This is a genomic window from Ochrobactrum sp. PL_is501, assembly GCF_055816895.1.
In genome coordinates this window covers 197,795-216,276 of record NZ_JBVPGR010000029.1, presented here as the reverse complement: position 1 = coordinate 216,276, position 18,482 = coordinate 197,795, and the positions used below count along the sequence as shown (strand labels likewise).

Annotated in this window: 23 protein-coding genes and 1 tRNA gene; 18 read left to right on the top strand and 6 right to left on the bottom strand. The window is 60.8% G+C overall.

The genetic code is table 11. The annotated features are described in order from the left end of the window. The 3 genes from AC0TOF_RS04975 to AC0TOF_RS04965 form a co-directional block, all read right to left on the bottom strand. Nucleotides 1-532, bottom strand: a 532-nt coding sequence (locus tag AC0TOF_RS04975) for a class I SAM-dependent methyltransferase (protein ID WP_473767398.1), incomplete at its 3' end; no start/stop codon positions are given. Nucleotides 533-540: 8 nt separating this feature from the next. Beyond that, nucleotides 541-1,209 carry a pseudouridine synthase gene (locus AC0TOF_RS04970; protein ID WP_473767397.1) on the bottom strand — a complete coding sequence of 223 codons (669 nt, stop codon included), beginning with the start codon at nt 1,207-1,209 and terminating at the stop codon, nt 541-543. A 107-nt stretch (nt 1,210-1,316) separates the two neighbouring features. Continuing rightward, nucleotides 1,317-1,406, bottom strand: a tRNA-Ser gene (locus AC0TOF_RS04965). A gap of 351 nt (nt 1,407-1,757) precedes the next feature. On the opposite strand from AC0TOF_RS04965, the gene rplU reads away from it, so the two are divergent. The 10 genes from rplU to rlmH all read left to right on the top strand — a co-directional run bounded on the left by rplU (nt 1,758) and on the right by rlmH (nt 9,421). Further along, nucleotides 1,758-2,186 (top strand): 50S ribosomal protein L21, encoded by a 429-nt coding sequence (rplU, locus tag AC0TOF_RS04960; protein WP_122001569.1) that lies wholly within the window; start codon nt 1,758-1,760, stop codon nt 2,184-2,186. Nucleotides 2,187-2,211: 25 nt separating this feature from the next. Beyond that, nucleotides 2,212-2,481, top strand: a complete 270-nt coding sequence (gene rpmA / locus AC0TOF_RS04955) for a 50S ribosomal protein L27 (protein ID WP_002964927.1) — start codon at nt 2,212-2,214, stop codon at nt 2,479-2,481. Nucleotides 2,482-2,664: 183 nt separating this feature from the next. After that, the gene (locus tag AC0TOF_RS04950) at nt 2,665-3,360 is read left to right on the top strand and encodes a GNAT family N-acetyltransferase (protein WP_473767396.1); all 696 of its coding nucleotides are present in this window, start codon (nt 2,665-2,667) and stop codon (nt 3,358-3,360) included. Nucleotides 3,361-3,426: 66 nt separating this feature from the next. After that, nucleotides 3,427-3,978 carry a GNAT family N-acetyltransferase gene (locus AC0TOF_RS04945; RefSeq protein ID WP_473767395.1) on the top strand — a complete coding sequence of 184 codons (552 nt, stop codon included), beginning with the start codon at nt 3,427-3,429 and terminating at the stop codon, nt 3,976-3,978. 150 nt (nt 3,979-4,128) lie between these two features. Next, nucleotides 4,129-5,154 carry a GTPase ObgE gene (obgE, locus tag AC0TOF_RS04940; RefSeq protein WP_473767394.1) on the top strand — a complete coding sequence of 342 codons (1,026 nt, stop codon included), beginning with the start codon at nt 4,129-4,131 and terminating at the stop codon, nt 5,152-5,154. A gap of 41 nt (nt 5,155-5,195) precedes the next feature. Beyond that, nucleotides 5,196-6,332: a glutamate 5-kinase gene (gene proB / locus AC0TOF_RS04935; RefSeq protein WP_121983867.1), complete on the top strand. Its 1,137-nt coding sequence runs from the start codon at nt 5,196-5,198 to the stop codon at nt 6,330-6,332. Nucleotides 6,333-6,343: 11 nt separating this feature from the next. Beyond that, nucleotides 6,344-7,627, top strand: a complete 1,284-nt coding sequence (locus AC0TOF_RS04930; RefSeq protein WP_473767393.1) for a glutamate-5-semialdehyde dehydrogenase — start codon at nt 6,344-6,346, stop codon at nt 7,625-7,627. Between the two features lie 6 nt (nt 7,628-7,633). Further along, nucleotides 7,634-8,293, top strand: coding sequence for a nicotinate-nucleotide adenylyltransferase (locus AC0TOF_RS04925; RefSeq protein WP_473767392.1), 660 nt, complete (start codon nt 7,634-7,636; stop codon nt 8,291-8,293). Between the two features lie 222 nt (nt 8,294-8,515). After that, on the top strand, nt 8,516-8,887 hold the full coding sequence (gene rsfS / locus AC0TOF_RS04920) for a ribosome silencing factor (RefSeq protein ID WP_473767391.1): 372 nt from the start codon (nt 8,516-8,518) through the stop codon (nt 8,885-8,887). 51 nt (nt 8,888-8,938) lie between these two features. Next, nucleotides 8,939-9,421, top strand: a complete 483-nt coding sequence (rlmH, locus tag AC0TOF_RS04915; RefSeq protein WP_122001576.1) for a 23S rRNA (pseudouridine(1915)-N(3))-methyltransferase RlmH — start codon at nt 8,939-8,941, stop codon at nt 9,419-9,421. Here rlmH and AC0TOF_RS04910 read toward each other — a convergent pair. Then, nucleotides 9,409-9,942, bottom strand: a complete 534-nt coding sequence (locus tag AC0TOF_RS04910) for a dihydrofolate reductase family protein (protein WP_473767390.1) — start codon at nt 9,940-9,942, stop codon at nt 9,409-9,411. The two genes, rlmH and AC0TOF_RS04910, sit on opposite strands and share 13 nt — an antisense overlap. Before the next feature lie 50 nt (nt 9,943-9,992). Here AC0TOF_RS04910 and AC0TOF_RS04905 point away from each other — a divergent pair, with 50 nt between their 5' ends. Next, nucleotides 9,993-10,577, top strand: coding sequence for a TetR family transcriptional regulator (locus AC0TOF_RS04905; RefSeq protein ID WP_473767389.1), 585 nt, complete (start codon nt 9,993-9,995; stop codon nt 10,575-10,577). Between the two features lie 63 nt (nt 10,578-10,640). On the opposite strand, the gene AC0TOF_RS04900 is transcribed toward AC0TOF_RS04905, so the two are convergent. Continuing rightward, the gene (locus tag AC0TOF_RS04900; RefSeq protein ID WP_122001580.1) at nt 10,641-11,273 is read right to left on the bottom strand and encodes a LysE family translocator; all 633 of its coding nucleotides are present in this window, start codon (nt 11,271-11,273) and stop codon (nt 10,641-10,643) included. Nucleotides 11,274-11,510: 237 nt separating this feature from the next. Here AC0TOF_RS04900 and AC0TOF_RS04895 point away from each other — a divergent pair, with 237 nt between their 5' ends. The 7 genes from AC0TOF_RS04895 (at nt 11,511) to AC0TOF_RS04865 (ending at nt 17,462) form a co-directional block, all read left to right on the top strand. Continuing rightward, nucleotides 11,511-11,897 (top strand): VOC family protein, encoded by a 387-nt coding sequence (locus AC0TOF_RS04895; RefSeq protein ID WP_473767388.1) that lies wholly within the window; start codon nt 11,511-11,513, stop codon nt 11,895-11,897. Nucleotides 11,898-11,966: 69 nt separating this feature from the next. Beyond that, nucleotides 11,967-13,286, top strand: coding sequence for a murein hydrolase activator EnvC family protein (locus AC0TOF_RS04890; protein ID WP_473767387.1), 1,320 nt, complete (start codon nt 11,967-11,969; stop codon nt 13,284-13,286). A gap of 2 nt (nt 13,287-13,288) precedes the next feature. Next, on the top strand, nt 13,289-14,617 hold the full coding sequence (locus tag AC0TOF_RS04885) for a S41 family peptidase (RefSeq protein ID WP_075042061.1): 1,329 nt from the start codon (nt 13,289-13,291) through the stop codon (nt 14,615-14,617). A 7-nt stretch (nt 14,618-14,624) separates the two neighbouring features. Beyond that, nucleotides 14,625-15,842 (top strand): divergent polysaccharide deacetylase family protein, encoded by a 1,218-nt coding sequence (locus AC0TOF_RS04880; protein WP_473767386.1) that lies wholly within the window; start codon nt 14,625-14,627, stop codon nt 15,840-15,842. Between the two features lie 23 nt (nt 15,843-15,865). Beyond that, nucleotides 15,866-16,390 carry an RNA pyrophosphohydrolase gene (locus AC0TOF_RS04875; RefSeq protein WP_473767385.1) on the top strand — a complete coding sequence of 175 codons (525 nt, stop codon included), beginning with the start codon at nt 15,866-15,868 and terminating at the stop codon, nt 16,388-16,390. A gap of 102 nt (nt 16,391-16,492) precedes the next feature. Next, on the top strand, nt 16,493-16,747 hold the full coding sequence (locus AC0TOF_RS04870; protein ID WP_075042058.1) for a GlsB/YeaQ/YmgE family stress response membrane protein: 255 nt from the start codon (nt 16,493-16,495) through the stop codon (nt 16,745-16,747). Between the two features lie 70 nt (nt 16,748-16,817). Continuing rightward, nucleotides 16,818-17,462 carry a YoaK family protein gene (locus AC0TOF_RS04865; protein WP_473767384.1) on the top strand — a complete coding sequence of 215 codons (645 nt, stop codon included), beginning with the start codon at nt 16,818-16,820 and terminating at the stop codon, nt 17,460-17,462. Nucleotides 17,463-17,511: 49 nt separating this feature from the next. Here AC0TOF_RS04865 and AC0TOF_RS04860 read toward each other — a convergent pair whose 3' ends face one another. Further along, nucleotides 17,512-18,393 (bottom strand): LysR family transcriptional regulator, encoded by an 882-nt coding sequence (locus tag AC0TOF_RS04860; RefSeq protein ID WP_075042056.1) that lies wholly within the window; start codon nt 18,391-18,393, stop codon nt 17,512-17,514. Nucleotides 18,394-18,482 lie beyond the last annotated feature (89 nt).

Below are 18,482 nucleotides of genomic sequence, written 5' to 3'. Positions count from 1 at the left end.
GTTCGGCTCGCAACGGCCACTTCAGCACCACGCGGTACTGCGCGGCCTCCAGCGCCACCTGCATCAGTTTTTCGGCGTCCGGATCGGTGCCGACGATCTCCCGAATCTGGCGCATTTCCTTCTTGACGAGTGCGCTGTTGCCGCGCGGAGGGTGCATTGGGTCAACCAGCACGACTTGGGGCTTCAATTCGGGCAGGAGGCGGCAGGAATCGCCATGCAGCAATGTCATACGCCCGACAGTTTCCGCATAGCGACCGCCTTCGGCGGTTGCGCGCGCCAGTCCATCGGCCAGAAGACCATGCATCTTTTCGGAGCGTTCTATCAAGGTTACCTTGGCACCAAGCGATGCCAGCAAAAACGCATCCCGGCCGAGTCCTGCCGTCGCATCTACAATTTCCGGCATAACATCGCGCGTCAATCCGGCCGCCTTGGCTAGCGCCTGTCCGCGACCTTCGCCGGAGCGAAACCGGTGACCGACGGCACCTCCGACGAAATCAACGACCAGTTCCGACGTATCGATTTTCTGCGACATGGATGCTCTCAGAACGGACAGGGCGCGGTGAATGTCAAGGCGCTGCCATCGGGATGGCGGAAAGCCAGTTCTTCCGCATGCAGCAGCAGACGGTCAGCAGCGGTCAGCGCTTCGCCTTCGGCATAGAATTCATCGCCGAGGATCACATGCCCCAGCGCTTTCATATGCACCCGCAGCTGGTGCGTACGGCCTGTCAGGGGAAAGAGCCGCAGTCGGGTTGTGCGCTCGTCCCGGTCCAGAACCTGCCAGCGTGTCTGTGCGGGCTTGCCGTGATCCCGATCGATACGATGCCGCGGCTTGTTGTCCGGATCTATTGCCAACGGGAGGTCGATCAGTCCTTCGTCTTCCTCAATATGACCCCAGACCACGGCTACATAGGATTTCTGTGTCGTTCGGCCCTCGAACTGTGAGGCGATGGCGGCATGCGCCTTGCGGTTGAGTGACATGAGAACAAGGCCCGACGTGTCCTTGTCGAGACGGTTGATCATTTGAGCCTGTGGAAACTGCTTTTGAACTCGTGTCGCGAGACTGTCCGCCAGCGCGGGGTGGCGTCCTGGTACAGACAACAAGCCGCTTGGCTTGTCCAGCACGAGAAACCCCTCATCGCGATGAAGAATCGAGACATAGGGTTCCATCGGGGGATGATAGATGGGAGACACAGCGGATAACACACTCATGATCTCTTCTAGCATGTTTTTCGTCATGCGGAGAAGTTCGCGCTCATGTCTGCGACGGCAAATGACATGCTATCCACCGTCGGGTTGAATCAGTGCAGGGAAGCAAATGGCGGAGAGGGAGGGATTCGAACCCCCGATGGAGTTGCCCCCATGCCGCATTTCGAGTGCGGTGCTTTCAACCACTCAGCCACCTCTCCGCGTTGTGCAGCACTGAAAAACGATCCTTGAAGAATCGCTCAGTAACAAGCATCAATAACGAATGCCGAGCGTGCAGCGGCTCAATAACGGGCCAGCGCCGATTAGACAAGAGCTAATTTGCATTCCGTTGTGAAAATTCTTGACTTTTCTGCCGCTTCGAACCTATAAGCACCAGACCTTGGGCGTGGGGTGATCCGCGCCTATTGTTTTGATTGCAGATTTCGGGCTTTTCCGGGGCTGCGATCAAGGGCAAAAGCCCGCTCATCAACCGACTGATAAAAAGACGGCCCATCACTTCGACGCCAATGTCGCGGAATGAGAGCCGGACCGAACAACCGAAAGGACAACAAATGTTCGCAGTCATCAAGACCGGTGGCAAGCAGTATCGCGTTGCCGCAAACGACCTCATCAAGGTCGAAAAAGTTGCTGGCGAAGCCGGTGACATCGTAGAATTCGCAGAAGTCCTGATGGTCGGCACGACCATTGGCGCCCCGACCGTCGCCGGTGCCCTCGTCACCGCCGAAGTCGTCGAACAGGGCCGTGCCCGCAAGGTCATCGCGTTCAAGAAGCGTCGCCGTCAGAACTCGAAGCGCACCCGCGGTCATCGTCAGGAACTGACGACCATCCGCATCTCGGAAATCCTCACCGACGGCGCAAAGCCTTCCAAGAAGGCCGCCGAGAAGAAGGCTCCGAAGGCAGACGCCGCTGAAGGCGAAGCCGCAAAGCCGAAGAAGGCAGCGCCCAAGAAGGCCGCAGCCAAGGCCGAGTCGGCTGAGTAAACAGAGAGATTAAAGGAGAACACCAATGGCACACAAAAAAGCTGGCGGTTCCTCGCGTAACGGTCGCGATTCAGAATCCAAACGCCTTGGCGTGAAGAAGTTCGGCGGCGAAGCTGTGCTCGCCGGCAACATCATCGTGCGCCAACGCGGCACGAAGTGGCATCCGGGCGCCAATGTCGGCCTCGGCAAGGACCACACGATTTTCGCAACCGTAAACGGCTCCGTGTCTTTCCGCACGAAAGCCAACGGTCGCACGTACGTGTCGGTTAACCCGATCGCGGAAGCAGCAGAGTAAGCCGGGCACTCTTTAAAGCACCGGCGTCCCATCGGACCCGGTGTAAATGGCAGCCTAGCCAAAAGATCGAAGGGAAGATGGGGCCACCCATCTTCCCTTTTTGCATTTGAGCGCATCTCGAAAAGTGTGAAGCGGTTTTCAAACAAGGTGCGCGTCAAATGAAACGCTCTGGAGGAACGAAAAATGGTTGTCGAAGTTCTGGAAGAAGATTGTTACGACGCAAGCAGTAGCGAAAGAAGAGACAGTTACACCGATCTGTCGCCCGGCGCGGCAGGTGAAGCAGGCCCCGATCTGAGCCCCGATCTGAGTGTAGATCTGGCCTACGAGTTGGATTGTCCCGTCCTCGTCACTGAAAGGCTGGTGCTGCGCCCGCCGCATGTCGAAGACGTGGATGCGATTTCCTATCTTGCCAATAACGCCCGCGTCTCCAGTATGCTTGCCCGTATGCCGCATCCATACACGCGTGAAAACGCCGTCGATTTTGTCGAACGCGTGCGAAAAGGCGAGATGGGCAATTGCATCTACGCCATCACGCAAGCGGAAACCGGCATCTTCATGGGCTGCTGCGGCATCCATGCGCATAAGCATGGTGAGGGGCTGGAAATCGGTTACTGGCTGGGCGAACCCTATTGGGGCCACGGCTTTGCCACCGAGGCCGCGCATGCGCTGATCGACCTGGCTTTCCGCGCAACGGAAATCGAGCGGCTGCATGTCTCGTGCCGCGCCAGCAATGGCGGCTCGCGCCGGGTGATCCACAAATGCGGGTTCCAGTTCAGCAGCATGGGCATGGCGGATTCGCTTGCCGCAGGCAATGTGCCGGTGGAGCGCTATGTTCTCGACCGCCGCACCTGGATCGGGCTGAGAAGCTGGCAGTCGTAAGATAAACAACGGTCCTGCGTTGAGCCCTTCCGGCTTGCGCAGGACCGATAATCATCGGGGAATGAAATGATGGATACGCACGCAATCGCCCGCGACAGGATCGTGGTGCGCGCGCTCGAAAAGGGCGACCTGCACCGCTACCGGGCCATAAGATTAAGCGGTTTGCAACTTGCGCCGACGGCTTTCGGTTCGAGTTTCGAGGAAGAAAACGCCTATTCGGACAGCGTCTTCGCGCGCCGTCTGGAACAGGTGGACGGCAATGTGGTTTTCGGTGCCTTCGACGGTGAAAACCTGCTGGGAACGGCAGGCATGTTCCGCCATGATCGCAAGTCCGAGCGCCATCGCGGTACGCTCTGGGGCGTCTATGTGGCTCCCGAAGCGCGCGGGCTGGACCTCGGCAGGGCTCTGGTCGGCAAGGTCATCGACCACGCGGCCAGCCATGTCGTCGTTCTGGATGCCAAGGTGGTCGCGACCAACGAAGCCGCCAAACGCATCTATTATGCGCTTGGCTTCAAGACTTACGGCGTCGAACCCAAGTCGCTCTACGTTCAGGGCCAGTATCTGGATCAGGAATTGATCTATATCGATTTCACCGATCCTGAACGGAACTCGAAATAGGCATAAACCGGCTTCCTCGACTGTTTGCAGGAAGCCGGTTTTGCTGTAATTGCAACACACCACAGGCGGGCGCGCCCGCCTGTAACGATATCAGGGCGCGCGCCGCCCCAAAGCCTGCCGCAGCGCGGGCATCCAAGAAGGTTACGTTCAATGAAGTTTCTCGATCAGGCAAAGATCTATATCCGCTCCGGCAATGGCGGAGCGGGGGCGGTTTCGTTCCGCCGCGAGAAATTTCTGGAATTCGGCGGTCCAGACGGCGGTGACGGCGGACGCGGCGGCGATGTGTGGGTTGAGGCCGTCGACGGCCTCAATACGCTGATCGATTATCGCTACCAGCAGCATTTCCGGGCCAAGACCGGCATGCATGGCATGGGCCGCAACATGACCGGCGGCAAGGGCGACGATATTGTCCTCAAGGTGCCGGTCGGCACGCAGATTTTCGAGGAAGACGACGAAACGCTGATCTGCGACATCACCGAAATCGGCCAGCGCTATCGTCTCGCCAAGGGCGGCAATGGCGGTTTCGGCAATCTGCATTTCACGACCTCGACCAACCGCGCGCCGCGCCGCGCCAATCCGGGACAGGAAGGCATAGAGCGCACCATCTGGCTGCGCCTGAAGCTGATTGCCGATGCCGGTCTGGTCGGCCTGCCCAATGCGGGAAAATCCACTTTCCTCGCAAGCGTGACAGCGGCAAAGCCGAAGATTGCCGATTATCCTTTCACCACGCTGCACCCCAATCTGGGCGTGGCGCGCGTGGACGGGCGCGAGTTTGTCATCGCCGATATTCCGGGCCTGATCGAAGGGGCGAGCGAAGGCGTCGGCCTTGGCGACCGTTTCCTCGGCCATGTCGAGCGCACGCGCGTCCTTCTGCATCTGGTGTCGGCGCAGGAAGAAGATGTGGCCAAGGCCTACAAGGTCATTCGCGGCGAGCTGGAAGCCTATGAGCACGGTCTTGCCGACAAGCCGGAAATCGTGGCGCTGTCGCAGATCGATACACTCGATCCGGAAGCGCGCAAGGCCAAGGTCAAGGCGCTGAAAAAGGCATGCGGGCGCGATCCGCTGCTGCTTTCGGCGGTCAGCCATGAAGGTCTGAACGATGCGTTGCGCCAGCTCGCTGCCGTTATTGATCAGAGCCGCGCCGCAGAGGCCGGTACGGCGCAGGCCGAAGAATAAGCGTCGGATTTTATTTTGAATGCGGCGAGGGGGATGAAGGCATGCTGAAGAAACTGAAAGATTATCGCCGCATCGTTGTCAAAATCGGGTCCGCCCTTCTGGTGGATCGCGCAAGCGGGCTCAAGCGCGACTGGCTGGAAAGCCTGGGGCAGGATATTGCAGCGCTGCATCACGCAGGCGTTGAGGTGCTGGTGGTCTCGTCCGGCGCCATTGCGCTTGGCCGCACGGTGCTGGGCCTGCCGAAGAAGGCGCTGAAGCTTGAGGAAAGTCAGGCTGCTGCCGCTGCCGGCCAGATCGCGCTCGCCAAGGCCTATGCCGATGTGCTTGGCGGTCATTCCATCCGTTCCGGCCAGATCCTCGTCACGCTTTCCGATACCGAGGAGCGCCGCCGCTATCTCAATGCGCGCGCCACCATCGAGACGCTGTTGAAGCTGAAGGCCGTGCCGGTCATCAACGAGAACGACACGGTGGCAACCACCGAAATCCGCTATGGCGACAATGACCGTCTGGCCGCGCGCGTGGCGACGATGATGGGCGCGGACCTTCTGGTCCTGCTGTCGGATATTGACGGGCTTTATACGGCCCCGCCGCACAAGAACCCGGATGCGCAGTTTCTGCCATTGGTCGAAACCATCACGCCGCAGATCGAGGCCATGGCAGGCGCTGCGGCGTCGGAATTGTCGCGCGGCGGCATGAAGACCAAGCTGGACGCGGGCAAGATCGCCAATGCCGCCGGGACCGCGATGATTATCACCTCGGGCACGCGTTTCGGCCCGCTTTCGGCCATCGATCGCGGCGAGCGCGCAACGCTGTTCGAGCCGGCGCGTGCGCCGGTCAATGCGTGGAAGACGTGGATTTCCGGCAATCTGGAACCGGCTGGCCGGTTGACGGTGGATGCCGGTGCGGCCAAGGCGCTGAAATCCGGCAAGTCGCTGCTGCCTGCGGGCGTGAAGGAAATCGACGGTCAGTTCGAGCGCGGCGATACGGTTGCGGTGATGAACGAGGACGGGCGCGAGATCGCCCGTGGCCTGATCGCCTACGATGCCGAGGATGCGCGCAAGATCGCAGGCCATAAAAGCGATGAGATCAGCGAAATTCTTGGCTATGATGCGCGCGCGGCGATGATCCATCGCAACGATCTGGTTGTGCGCGCGGCCAGCAATGCGGAAGCGGTGTAGGGGGAGAGGACATGCTGACCAAGGCAGATACGGCAAACGACATTGCTGCCGTGATGGCGGAGGTGGGGCGCAAGGCGCGCGCCGCCGCAGCCCCCCTTGCCATCGCCACCACCGAACAGAAGAACAGGGCGCTGATTGCTGCCGCCGATGCGATGCTGGAAGCGCGGGCCGATATTCTGGAAGCCAACAAGCTTGATCTTGGCCATGCGGAAAAGAACGGCATGGCGGCATCCTTCATAGACCGGCTGACGCTGGATGACGGCCGGATCAACGCCATTGCCGATGGTATCCGCGCTATCGCTGCCCTGCCTGATCCGGTCGGCGAAGTGATTGCCGAATGGGATCGTCCGAACGGCTTGCATATCGAGCGCGTGCGCACGCCGCTTGGCGTGATCGGCGTCATTTACGAAAGCCGTCCCAATGTGACCGCCGATGCCGGAGCGCTGTGCCTCAAGGCGGGCAATGCCGTCATCCTGCGCGGCGGTTCGGATTCGGCGCATTCGTCGGCTGCCATTCACAAGGCGCTGGTCAGGGGGCTTGAAGCCGCCAACCTGCCTGCCGATGCGATCCAGATCGTGCCGGTGACGGACCGTGCCGCTGTCGGCGAAATGCTGAAAGGTCTTGGCGGCGCGATTGACGTGATCGTGCCGCGCGGCGGCAAAAGCCTCGTCGCGCGTGTCCAGTCGGAAGCGCGGGTGCCGGTCTTTGCGCATCTGGAAGGCATCTGCCATCTTTATATCGACAAGTCTGCCGATCTCGACATGGCGCGCAAGATTGCGCTCGACGCCAAGATGCGGCGCACCGGCATTTGCGGTGCTGCGGAAACGCTGCTCGTGGATCGCGCCGCGGCTGCGACGCATCTCGCGCCGATCCTCGGTGATCTTGCCGCCAAGGGCTGCGAAATTCGCGGCAGCGAAGAGGTGAGGGCGCTCTATCCGGCGGCAAAGCCTGCCACGGAAGAGGACTGGTCGACCGAATATCTCGATGCGATCATTTCTGTTGCGCTGGTCGATGGTATTTCGGGCGCAATCGAGCATATCAACCGCTATTCCTCGCATCATACGGAAGCGGTGGTCGCGGAAGATGCGGCAGCGGTTGCGCGGTTCTTCAACGAGATCGACTCGGCCATTCTCCTGCACAATGCCTCGACGCAATTTGCCGATGGCGGCGAGTTCGGCATGGGGGCGGAAATCGGCATTGCCACCGGCAAGATGCATGCGCGCGGGCCGGTTGGCGTCGAGCAACTGACCTCCTTCAAATACCGCGTGCGCGGAAGCGGTCAGGTTCGTGGTTAGTTTCGGATGAAGTTCGGTTTCGGGCTTTCCGCATTGAAGGAAAAATATCCGGGTGTCAGTGCGCATTATCTGCGCATGCCCCATGTCGAAAAGGGCATGGCGGTGGGGCTGTTCGGCGGCTCGTTCAACCCGCCGCATGGAGGCCACGCGCTGGTGGCGGAAATCGCCATAAGGCGGCTGAAGCTCGACCAGCTCTGGTGGATGGTGACGCCCGGCAATCCGCTGAAGGACAGCCGCGAACTGGCGCCGCTCGCCGACCGGCTGAAGCTGAGCGAGGCAGTGGCCAAAGACCCGCGCATCAAGGTGACGGCGCTGGAGGCGGCTTTCAATGTGCGCTACACGGCGGATACGCTGGCGCTCATCCGCGACGCCAATCCCGGCGTTCATTTCGTCTGGGTGATGGGGGCGGACAATCTCGCTTCCTTCCACCGCTGGCAGCGCTGGCGCGAGATTGCGCAGAATTTCCCGATTGCGGTTATCGACCGGCCGGGCTCGACGCTCGCCTATCTGTCGTCACGCATGGCGCAGACATTTTCCGACAGCCGCATCGACGAACAATATGCGCCCATGCTGGCGCGGCGCACGCCCCCGGCCTGGACCTTCATCCATGGGCCGCGTTCGTCGCTGTCCTCCACCGCCATCCGCAAGACCCGTACCGTATCTTGATGGTTTCCTGATAATTTCTGCAAGATATGCGTATGACGGGCAAAGAAACTGAAAAAGTGAACAGGTTGGAAAAGCTGTTACTCTTGAAACAAAACAGGGACTCTGCCTATTTTAGAGCGTGTGGTGCTTACAACTGCCACACTGCGTTGTTCTGCTGAGAAAGGGAATACACTGAGAACAGCAATTGAGAAGAAGGCTCATCACGCGCCTTCAACGGTCAGGATGGACGAGTCCAATCTCGTGTCCCAGACCTTCGACGCGGCCTTGGCCAGTCTCGAAAACTCCAAGGCGGAATCCATCATCCCCATCGACATTCGCGGAAGATCAACGATCGGCGATTTTATGATCGTCGCGTCGGGTCGTTCGCATCGCCATGTGACGGCGGTTGCCGACCATCTCATGCAGGCCCTGCGCGAAGCAGGCTGCAAGGACGTCAGGGTCGAAGGGCTCGAAAGCGGCGACTGGGTTTTGATCGATACGGGCGATATCATCGTTCATATCTTCCACCCGGAAATCCGCGAATTCTATAATCTCGAAAAGATCTGGCTGGACGACGATTTCGACGCCGACAAGGCGCTGGGAACCGTTCACTGACTTTCGAGCGAACCTTGCAGGCGGTGCGCTGCCTGCCCGATTGAGAGCGTCATGCGTGTGAGTGTTTTTGCCGTGGGCCGAATGAAAGCCGGCCCCGAACGGGAACTGGTCGAGCGTTATTTCGACCGATTTTCGAAGGCTGGTCCGCCTTTGGGGCTGGAATTTGCCGGTGTGAGCGAAATTCCCGAAAGTCGGGGCCAGACGGCGGATCTGCGCAAGGCTGAAGAAGCCCAGCGCATCCACGAAGCGCTTGATAATGGTGCGGCGCTAATCCTGCTGGACGAGCGCGGCAAGGCGCTCGGATCGGAAGCTTTTGCGGATCGCATCGGGCGGATGCGTGACGACGGCAAGCGCCAGCTCATCGTCGCCATTGGCGGGCCGGACGGCCACGATCCGGCCTTGCGATCACGCGCCGATCTCGTTCTGGCGCTGGGCGAATTGACGTGGCCGCACCAGATTGCCCGCATCCTGATTGCCGAGCAGCTTTATCGCGCCGCCACCATTCTGGCAGGCCATCCCTATCATCGGTCGTGAAATGCGTAATGCAGGCGGACGCAGCCGCGATCAAGCGTCTTCGCGCTGAGGAGAACGGGGCTTGCCTTGAAGCCGACAGCCGGAAACAGCGGTATGCCGCCGCCGATCAGTTCCGGCATGAGGTAAATCTCGATTTCATCTAGCGCCCCGCGTTCCAGAAACGCCATCTGCAACTGGCCGCCGCCAAGCATCCACACATCGCCATCGTCAAGCGCACGCAGTTCCGCGATCAGCGCATCGATATCGTGGCGGATTTCAAGCGGCCCCTTCGGCTTCTCGATGGGTCGCGAGGTGACGACAATACTTCTCTGGTCGCCATAGGCCCACGGCTCATCGCTCTGCGCGACGAAATCATAGGTCGCGCGGCCCATGACCACGGTGCGGATCGACTTGATGAAGCTGCGATAGTCATGCTCGCCCAGATCGGCGTCTCCATATTTGAACAGCCAGTCGAGATTTCCGTTCTCCGCCGCAATGAAACCGTCGAGACTGGCGGCGATGTAGCCGACAATTTTCGCCATGATGAACTCTCCTGTTGATTTATAAATGAACATACGTTTATATATTGTCCATGGCAAGAACGAAATCCATATCCGATGAGGCGGTGCTCGACCGGTTGATGACAATGGTCTCGGAGGCTGGCCCTGAGGGCCTCACCTTCGCACGGGCGGCGAAGGCTGCCGGGCTTTCTGCGGCCACATTGGTCCAGCGTTATGGCAACCGGGAAGCCATGCTTGAGGCGGTGCTGCTGCGGGCGTGGGACAGGCTCGATGCGGCAACGCGCGCAGCCGATGAAAATGCGGCCCCCGGCCCGCAGGGGGCTGTCGATCTGTTGATGGCGCTGATGCCATCCGATGCCGCTGAATATAATGCGACGGACGGGCTTCTGCTGCTGCGCGAGGATATTCGCAATCCGGTGCTGCGGGCGCGGGGCGCGGCATGGGGCGTCGATCTGGCCCATGCGCTGGGGCGCAGGCTTTCAGGCGATGCGGAAAAAGCCGAACGGCTCGGTTGGCAGATGGCCAATATCTGGCAAGGCGCACTTATATGGTGGGCGTTCAGGCGCTGCGAACCGCCGGAAACGGCCATCCGGCGCGCCCTGACAGATTGGCTGGAGACGGTCCGGTGTGCCGTTTCGCTCGATCACCGTTCGTAACGCTCTTCATTTCCTCGACAAAAAGCGGCGCTGAAGCCGCTTCGCGCTTTTGCTGGAAATGCTCTAATTCCGGTTTCCAAGCGCGAGACGGCAGGCAAGTCCGGTGAAAACCGATGCAAGAAGGAATTGTGGCAGTCGGGGAAACCGGTTCATCGCGGAGAGGCGGGCACGAACATGGCTTCCCGCAACAATGACGGTTCCGTTGACCAGGAAGCCGATTATGTTCAGGACGGTTGCCAGCAGGATCATTTGAAGGAGCACCGATCCGCCGGCGGGATCAACGAACTGCGGAAAAAGCGCCAGAACGAATAGCGCCATTTTGGGGTTGAGCAGATTTGTCGCCAGACCTTCGGTAAAAATCCGTTTGCCTGACAGTTTTTGCAACGGTGTCAATGAGGAGACGCTGGCTCCTTTTGACCGGATTGTCTTATAGGCGAGATAGAGCAGATAGGCGCAGCCAGCCCAACGAACGATTTCATAGGCAATGGGCACGGACAGAAACAGTTTTGACAGGCCAAGCCCGGCGGCGATGGCGTGGCAGTAGGTACCGGCTGCGATGCCTGCATAGGTTTGAAAGCCAGCAGATCGCCCCTGACTGACACTGCGGGAGGCGATGAGAAGCATGTCCGGTCCCGGCGTAGCGGTCAGCACCAGCGAGGCGGCGGCAAAGAGCATGAGGATGGAAAAATCCGGCATGGGAGTTCCTTTTGGAAGTAAAGCCGGGATTCCTCTTTACCATAACCTCGCCCAATAACAACTGGCACCCGCTCCCTTCGCGCGGGCGGCGAAGGTTGCCGGGCTTTCTGCGGCCATCCGGCGCGCCCTGACGGAATGGCTGGAGGCAGCCTTACCTTCCTGACGGCCTTCCCGAATTCTGTTGTGCGATTATGCGCTGCTTTGTAGGCTTTGCCCGCAAACAGCAGGAGAGACCTCATGCGCGTCGCGCAACTGGATCATGTACAGCTTGCCATGCCGCAAGGCGGAGAAGAGCAGGCGCGCGCATTCTATGGCGGGCTGCTCGGTCTACCGGAAGTCCCGAAGCCGTCGAATCTCGCCGCCCGTGGGGGCTGCTGGTTCGAGCGCGGCGCTTTGAAAATCCATCTGGGTGTCGACCCGGCTTTCGCGGCTGCGCGCAAGGCACATCCGGCATTCCTGATCGATGGCCTTGATGAGCTGGTCGATATTCTGTCCGGCGCCGGTTATCCGGTCAGCGAGGATGAGCCGCTGGAAGGCTATAAGCGCTGCTATGTTTCCGATCCTTTTGGGAACCGCATCGAATTGATGGAACGGCTGGCGGCTGATGCCGGTCGTTATGGTTGATGGTTCGTTAACGGGTTCGGGCTAGTTTCGGCTCTGAATTTAGCCTTGTTTCGTCCTGATAGAACACGAATGTACCCTGTACGCCTTTTCAAAAGACCAAGATTGCTTGCATCCGCGCGGGCTGGCCTTGTCGTGGCCGGGCTGTTTGCCTGCGCGCCGGTTCTTGCGCAGGACGCCTTGCAGCAGCAGCGCGATCAGGCGGCAAGCGACTATGAAAAGCTCAGCAACGAACTCACCGTTACCGGCGACAGGCTGAAACAGCTTGAGGACGAGGTGGCCGGGCTGAAGAAGGATCAGGCCACCATTACCGCCGCGCTGATCCAGTCGGCCAAGACCGACAAGAAGCTGCAGCAGGATATTGCCGATATTGCCGACAAGCTGACCGCGCTGCGCGAGCAGGAAGACGGCATCCGCGCATCGCTCAGCGCGCGGCGCGGCGTTCTGGCCGAAGTGCTGGCCGCGTTGCAGCGCATGGGGCTGAACCCGCCTCCCGCCATTCTGGTGCGGCCCGACGATGCGCTCGCCTCGGTGCGCAGCGCCGTGCTTCTTGGCGCCGTGGTGCCCGAAATGCGCGAGCAGGTGGAGGAACTGACCGGCGATCTGAAAGACATGCAGCAGGTCACCGCTTCCATCGGCCAGGAGCAGGAAAAGCTGAAGACGACGCGCACGGTCCAGGCGGAAGAGCAGAAACGGCAATCACTTCTTCTTGAGGAGAAGAAGAAATTGCAGGCGCAATCGGAACAGGAAATCGAGGCGCAGCGCAAGCGTTCCGAAGAGCTTGCGGCCAAGGCAGGCAGCCTGAAAGACCTCATCGACGGGCTCGACAAGCAGATGGCAGGCGTGCGCGATGCAGCCGAAGCGGCCCGCAAGGCGGAAGCCGATCGCCTTGCCGCAGCAAGGGAAAAGGCCGGGGAAGCCGCGCCCGATGACACGCATCTGCGCCCGCAGATCGATTTTGCCTCCTTGCAGGGCAAGCTTGCCTTGCCTGCGGCGGGCAAGACGGTGCGCCGCTACGGCGAAAGGGACGGCGTCGGCGGCTCCATGATGGGGCAGGTGGTCGAAACCTTGCCCTCTGCCACGATTACGTCACCTTCCGATGGCGTGATACTTTACGCGGGCACATTCCGTTCCTACGGGCAGCTCTTGATACTCGATGCAGGCAATGGATATCATGTCGTCATGGCTGGCATGGGGCGAATCGACGTATCGCAAGGCCAATTTGTACTTGCGGGAGAGCCGGTCGGCGCAATGGGAGAAAAACTTCTCGCAAGTGTTGCACCGATAGAGGTGGGCAATGGCGCGCCATTGCTTTACATTGAATTTCGAAAGGATGGAAAACCCGTCGATCCCGCTCCGTGGTGGACCGAACGGCTTTCTGGAAGGACGTGAAAATGATGCGTAAACTGTCGCTGCTGTTCGCCGGGGCCCTTCTGGGGGCGTCAGCCATGGTGATGGTCCAGGGCGCGCCGGCTTCCACTGCTTTCGCGGCAGGGAAAGATAGCGATGTCTACAAGGAACTGGCCCTTTTCGGCGATATTTTCGAGCGTGTGCGCGCACAATATGTGACGCCGCCCGACGACAAGAAGCTCACCGAAAGCGCGATCAACGGCATGTTGACCTCGCTCGATCCGCATTCGTCCTATCTCAACCCGGAAGCCGCGCAGGACATGCGCGCGCAGACCAAGGGTGAGTTCGGCGGCCTGGGCATCGAAGTGACGATGGACAACGATCTCGTCAAGGTCATCGCGCCGATCGACGATACGCCCGCTTCCAAGGCCGGCGTGCTGGCAGGCGATCTCATCACCAAGATCGACGGGCAGGAAGTGCGCGGGCTTTCGCTGAACGACGCCGTGGACAAGATGCGCGGCGAAGTGGGTTCGCAGATCGAGCTGACCATCCAGCGCGAAGGCGCCGACAAGCCGATCACGCTGAAGATCGCGCGTGCGGTCATCAAGGTGAAGGCCGTTCGCTACCGCGTCGAGAACGATGTGGGCTATCTGCGCGTCATCTCGTTTACCGAACAGACGTCCGACGACCTGAAGAAGGCGATCAAGGATATTCAGGACAAGATTCCGGGCGACAAGCTCAAGGGCTATGTGCTGGATCTTCGCCTCAATCCGGGCGGGCTGCTCGATCAGGCGGTCGCCGTGTCCGACGCCTTTCTCGACAAGGGCGAGGTGGTTTCGACCCGTGGCCGCGATCCGCAGGACGTGACCCGTTTCGATGCGCGCAAGGGCGACCTGACCGACGGCAAGCCGGTCATCGTTCTCATCAATGGCGGTTCGGCCAGCGCGTCGGAAATCGTTGCCGGTGCGTTGCAGGATCATCGCCGCGCCACCGTGCTCGGCACGCAGTCCTTCGGCAAGGGCTCGGTGCAGACGATCATTCCGCTTGGCGAAAATGGTTCGCTGCGCCTCACGACCGCGCTTTATTACACGCCGTCGGGCAAGTCGATCCAGGGCAAGGGCATCACGCCTGATATCAAGGTCGACCAGCCATTGCCGCCGGAACTGAAGGGTGAGGACGTCGTGCGCGGCGAATCCGAACTCAAGGGCCACATCAAGGGCAATGCCGAAGACGATAACGGCTCCGGTTCGTCGGCCTATGTCCCGGCCGAACCGAAGGACGATATTCAGCTCAATGAAGCCTTCAAGCTCCTGCGGGGCGAAGTGGCCAATGCCGCATTCCCGCCGGACCCGAAAAAGGGCGTATTGAACTGATCGCTCCATGCTTGACCTGAACAGCCCGTTAGGACTGGACAAGAAACCGCAAAAGCGCGGGGGCTTACGCTCCCGCGCTTTTCGTTCGTCCGTGAAGGGGCTGGCCATCGTCGCCGGGCTTTGCCTTGCCGGGGGTGCCGTCTTCGCCATCTGGCAGACCAATCAGGCCGGTTTCCGCAAGACCGAAACCGCCGCCGTGGAACCGGCGCAAGCCGAAGCGCGTGCCGTCAAGCCAGAGGTGAAGCCTGCGACCGGCAACACGCCGCCGCCCGGCAGCGCATTGCGCGGGGCGAGCGGTCAGCCGGGACCGACCATCATCAAGGTCACGCCGGACATGCCGCCCGGTATGCCAAATGTCGCTCCGGGTGCGGAAGGCAACGTGGTCGTGGTGCAGAACACGCATCGATCCGGGCAGGACCAGCGCGTCGCCCATCTGCCGGAACCGGCGCTGGTCGAGCAGAGCCCGACCGGGCCGCTTCCCGTGCGCGGCGCGGACGGCCTGCGCCCGATGGATGCCTATGCGGTCGGCTGGTCCGGTGCGCGCGGGGCGCGGATTGCGCTTGTCATTGGCGGTCTCGGGCTGTCGCAGACCGGCAGCATGGAGGCGGTCGACAAGCTTCCGCCGGAAATCACGCTCGGATTTGCGCCGCAGGGCAACAGTCTGCAGCGCTGGATGCAGGCCGCACGGCAAAACGGTCATGAACTTGTGCTGCAATTGCCGATGGAGCCGTTCGATTATCCGCGCGTCAATCCCGGCCGCAATACGCTGACGGTGAATGACGGGGCCAGCCAGAATCAGGCTTCCCTGCTGTGGGCGCTGTCGCGCATGACCAATTATGCCGGAGTGATGAACTATATGGGTGCGCGTTTCACAGCCGAGACGGAAGCCTTTTCACCGGTGCTGGGCGAGATCGGCAGGCGCGGCCTTTATTATCTGGATGACGGCACATCGGCGCGCAGCCAGGCCGACCGGATTGCCGAAAGCGACGCGGTGCCTTTCGCGGCGGCGGACGTGCTGATCGATGCGGCGCAGGAGCGCGGCGCAATCCTCGACCGTCTGGATGAACTGGAACGGATAGCGCGCGCCAATGGCAGCGCCATCGGCACCGGCTCGGCCTTTGCCGTAACGGTCGATGCGGTTGCCGCATGGGCCAATGAGGTCAAGAAGCGCGGCATTGAAATCGTGCCGGTTTCGGCGCTGGTCCGCGATCCCGAACAGCAGTAGATTTTCATATCATGGAGAATGTCATGTCGAAGCACAAAGGCCCTGTCGACCCCGAAAGCCTGCCTTACCGTCCCTGTGTCGGGCTGATGGTGCTGAACAAGGCCGGTCTGGTCTGGGCTGGCCGGCGCATCGTCATCCCCGGCGACGAGATGGACGGTGCGACGCAGCTCTGGCAGATGCCGCAGGGCGGCATCGACAAGGGCGAGGAGCCGGTCGAGGCGGCCATCCGCGAGCTTTACGAGGAAACCGGCATGAAGTCGGTCTCGCTGCTCGAGGAGGCGTCGGACTGGATCAATTACGATCTGCCGCCGCATCTGGTCGGCGTGGCGCTCAAGGGCAAGTATCGCGGCCAGACGCAAAAGTGGTTTGCCTATCGTTTCGAGGGCGACGAGAGCGAAATCGCCATCAACCCGCCGCCCGGCGGCCATACCGCCGAATTCGACCGCTGGGAATGGAAGCCGATGGCCGAGCTGCCGGGGCTGATCGTGCCTTTCAAGCGCAAGGTTTACGAGGACGTGGTTGCTGCTTTCCGGCATCTCGTGGCCTGATTTAACGGGGGAGGTGCTCGTGCCCCCTTGTGCCTTCCGCGAACATATAGTCAACTCGCATCAGGCGCGCCGGAGGGCGCGTTTTGAGAGGGAGAAAAACGCATGGATGTTGGAAGTCTTCTCGTATTTCTTTTTGTGGGTCTTATCGCTGGCTGGCTGGCAGGCAAGGTCGTGCAGGGCGGCGGTTTCGGCCTGATCGGCAATATTATCGTCGGCGTGATCGGCGCTTTCTTTGCGGGCTGGTTGCTGCCGCGTCTCGGATTTTCCGTCGGCGGAGGGATTATCGCCGCAATCGTCAACGCCTTTATCGGCGCGGCCATCCTGCTTGTTATCCTGCGCATCATCAAACGCGCCTGACCTGCAAATATTTCTCTGAACAGGCCCGGCTTCCCGAAAGCCGGGTTTCTTCATTGCGAAGTTCAATCAGATGACACCGAATTCCAAACTGTCGCTCGGGCTGATTCTCACCGCATCGGCCGGTTTCGTCGATGCGATTGCCTTCCTGCAGCTTGGCGGTTTTTTCGCTTCCTTCATGAGCGGCAACACAACCCAGCTCGGCACCGCGCTGGCCGGACAGCCGGGACCGCAGGGCGCGGTGCTGGTGTGGTTTCCGGCCATCCTGATCGTGCTGTTTTTCGCCGGAGCATTCTTCGGCACGCTGACGGTGCGCGCCCGTGGACGCCGGGGCAGCCTTTATGTGATGGCGAGCGTCGTGGCGATATTGCTGCTGGTCGGCGTGCTGCGGCGGGAGGGCGCGCTGCTTATCCAGCCGGTGCTGTTGCTTGCCGCCGCCATGGGCGCGCAGAATGCGGCGGTGCAGCCGATAGGCGCGGCGCGTCTCGGCGTGACCTATGTGACCGGCACGCTCTTCAACGCCGCCGCCGATCTTGCCTGTTCGCTGCGCGGCGAAACGCCGAAATGGCGCTGGCTCCAGCATGTGGCCGTGTGGCTTTCCCTGATGCTTGGCGCTGTCGGCGGCGGTCTTGGACACTATTTCATCGGCCTCGACGCGCTGTTCGTTCCGGCTGCGATGATTGTGGGCGTCATGATCGCCTATATACGGCTCAATTGATTCAGCATGATCTGATCCGAAAACCGCTTCACACTTTTCGGGATCATGCTCAACTGAAAAGCGATTTTTCGCTTTCCACCAGTTCGGAAATGAGCGCCGAAACCGCCGTCACGCGCCGCAATGTGCGGGCGGATTCGTGATAGGCAAGCCAATAGGCGCGGCGGATAACGCGGTCAGGCAGGACGGGCACAAGGTCAGGATCGGCGCGGGCGATGAAGGCGTGAAGAATGCCGATGCCCGCACCGGCGCGCACGGCCTCGACCTGTCCCAGAGCGCTCGACACTTCAAAAGCCGGTTTCCAGTCGCGGGAAATTTCCGGCGCATAGGCGAGCGACGGATTGATGACCAGATCCTCCACATAGCCGATCAGCCGGTGCCGGGCGAGGTCTTCCGGGCTTTCCGGCGTGCCGTTTTCTGCCAGATAGCGCCGATGCGCGTAGAGACCCAGCGTATAATCGACGAGCCTGCGCGCGATCAGCCTGCCTTGTTCCGGGCGTTCGACCGTGATGGCGATATCCGCCTCGCGGCGCGACAGCGAAAAGGAGCGCGGCACAGGCACAAGCTGGATGGTGAGGTCCGGATATTTCTGGGTCAGCCGCGCCAGCCGGGGCGCCAGGAAATTGACGCCGAACCCGTCCGGAGCGCCGATGCGCACCGTGCCCGACACGGCAATGTCCGCATTGCCGACATGGGCGCGGGCGGCAAGCATTTCCGCCTCCATGCGCTCGGCGGCAAGCAGAAATTCCTCGCCCGCCTGCGTCAGCGTCGAGCCATTGGTGCGGCGCGTCAGAAGCGTGGTGGAGAGCGCCGTTTCCAGCGCCGTCAGCCGCCGCGCGACGGTGGTGTGGTTGAGGCCAAGCCGTTTGGCCGCTCCAAGAATCTGGCCAGAGCGGGCGACGGCCAGAAAAATGCGAATATCGTCCCAGTTCATAGCGGCACACTAGCATAAATATGCACAACGGATACGCTTTTCAGCGCCTTGCAATCACGAATTTGCAGAGTCAAGATGGCGGCAACGAT